The 2,524-nt window shown below is 67.6% G+C and carries 1 protein-coding gene; it reads right to left on the bottom strand.

The window, feature by feature from the left end; translation table 11 throughout:
• Positions 1–210: 210 nt before the first annotated feature.
• Positions 211–2,524 (bottom strand): condensation domain-containing protein (locus tag WAW17_RS09490; RefSeq protein ID WP_422332730.1); only part of this gene is annotated, 2,314 nt, incomplete at its 5' end.

The raw sequence follows: 2,524 nt of genomic DNA, 5'->3' as shown, positions 1-2,524 counted from the left end.
GGCCGTCACCTCCTCCGCGCTGCCCAGGTACTGTTGCGAGACGATGCGCGGTTTACCCTCGACCCGGGCGGACTCGACCAGGTAGTAGTACGTCTTCCCTCCCTGCCGTTTCCCCACGATCGAAGCCCTATATAGGTAATACACTCTCCGGTCGCGTTTGCCCAGCTCAACACGCACGACGCGACACGAAAACTCGGCTACCTAGGAAACTCACGCAAGGACCGGGTCGGCGGAGAGCGCGGACACATCGAGGGTGTCGAGCTCGACGGTCGCGACGGAGTCCGGCAGTGCCGCGCGATCGCCGGTGGTGGTGAGGATCAGGACCGGGTCGGCCGTCGCCACCACGTAGTCGATGCGCTCCGCGGGCTGGTCCGGGTCGATCGGAACGTACGCGCCGCCCGCCTTGATCACGGCATAGATCCCGACCAACAGGTCCACCGAGCGGCGGATCGCGATGCCCACGGCCGATTCCGGCCCCACGCCCGCCCGAATCAGATGCCGAGCCAGCCGATTCGCGCGGGCGTCGAACTCGGCGTACGACAACGCCGTCTCCTCGAACGTGATGGCCTCCGCGTCAGGTGTGCGGGTTACCTGCGCCTCGAACAGCTCGGCGAGGGTGGTGTGCGGCAGTGGGTGCGCCGTCGCGTTCCAGGTATCGACCACCAGTTCCCTCTCGCCCGACGCGAAGAGGTCGACGGCACCGACCGCGGTTTCGGCGTCACCGGCAATGGTCTCGAGGATCGCGGTCACTCGCTCGGCGAGCCGGGTGGCCGTCTCCTGGTCGAAGACTCCCGGCTGGTAGCGCAGACTCAACCGCAGTCGGGGTTCGAGGATCGCCAGCAGTGTGAGGGGATAGTGGGTGGCGTCGCGGGCGTCGAAGGCGGTCACGTGCATGCCCGCGATGTCGGTGTTCTCGTCCAATCCGGACTTGTCGACGGGATAGGACTCGAACACCGACAGCGTGTCGAACAGGTTGCCCAGACCCGCACGGGACTGGATCTCCCCGAGTCCGAGATGATGGTGATCGAGCAGGGCCGCCTGCTCCCTCTGCAATCGGGCGAGCAGCCCCGCGAAACTCTCGTCCGGGTCCACCCGCACCCGCACCGGGAGGGTGTTGATGAAGAGCCCCAGCATGCCCTCGACACCGGACAGCTGCGGGGGCCGGCCCGAGACGGTGGCGCCGAAAACGACGTCGTCGCGGGAGACCAACCGGGACAACAGTACTCCCCATGCAGCCTGCACCACCGTGTTCATCGTGACCCTACCCCGCTCCACCACAGCGGCGAGCGCCTCGCTCAACGAGGCGGCTAGTTCGATGTCGACCTCACCGGGTACACCGCGGAGCGCCAGGGACGCATCGGGCGCCAGCAGCGTCGGCTCCTCGAGTCCGTCCAGCGACTCCTGCCAGGCACGTGCCGAGGCGTCGAAGTCACGTCGAGCGAGCCATTCCAGATAGGTGCGGTACGAGACCGGCTCCGGCAGACCGGCAGGGGCGCCGTCTGCGGCATAGCGAACCAGCAACTCCCGCACCAGCAGTGGCATCGACCAGCCGTCGAGGATGATGTGATGGTTGGTGATCGTCAGCACATAGCGCTCGGGTGCGGTGCGGATCAGCGTCAGCCGGAGCAGGGGCGGATGGGCGAGGTCGAATCGAGCGATGCGGTCCTCGTCGAGGAGCCGGGCGAGTTCCGCCTCGGCGTCCGGCCCGTATCCGTTCAGATCGACCTGACGCCACGGCAACTCCACGGCGTCCACGACCAGCTGAGCGGGTATCCCGTCGTCATCATAGACGTATGCGGTCCGCAGGTTCGGGTGGCGGGCAAGGAGTTCGGCCGCGGCGGCACGCAGTCGCACGGCGTCGACCGCGCCCTCGAGATCGATGCGAAGCTGCGCGGTGTAGACGTCCACCGACTCCGCGGCGAGGGTGGCGTGGAACAGTAACCCGGTCTGCAACGGTGACAGCGACCAGACGTCCCGCAGCGCCCCGAAACGCGATTCCCAGCGCTCGATCTGATGCTGGCTCACCGACACCAGCGGAAGATCGGACGGTGTCAGGCCGCCTGCACCGGGCCGAGAAACATGCGCGGCGAGTCCGTCGAGCGCGCGGCGCCAGAGATCTGCGAACTCCGCGACGTCGGCCTCACGCAGCACCCCGCGCGGGTACGCGAACGTGGCGGTCAGTCGGGGACCCTCCGGCCCGTCGAGAACAATCGCGTTGATATCGATCGCGGCCGCCACCGCCATGTCGGATCCGCTCGTCAGAAGCAGTTCCGGCGCCTGCGGATCGGGCATCCAACCGAGTTCCGCCAGTTCGCGGCTCAGATGCTGCGTACCCACTCGACCCAGGTAGTTGAAGCCGATCTGCGGCATCGGCAACCCGGCGAGGATCGGCCGGGTGGTCTCGTCGAGGTGCCGAAGCACCCCGAACCCGACGCCTCGGGCGGGCACCGCTACGAGTTGTTCCTTGACGGACTTGACCAGGTTCCCCGCGGCGGGGCCGCCCTCGAAGGCCTCTGCGAGGTCG

Source organism: Rhodococcus sp. (in: high G+C Gram-positive bacteria) (genome assembly GCF_049286785.1).
Classification (GTDB): Bacteria; Actinomycetota; Actinomycetes; order Mycobacteriales; family Mycobacteriaceae; genus Rhodococcus_F.
The sequence above is the reverse complement of the archived record's forward strand: the minus strand, read 5'-3'. Positions and strand labels throughout refer to the sequence as shown.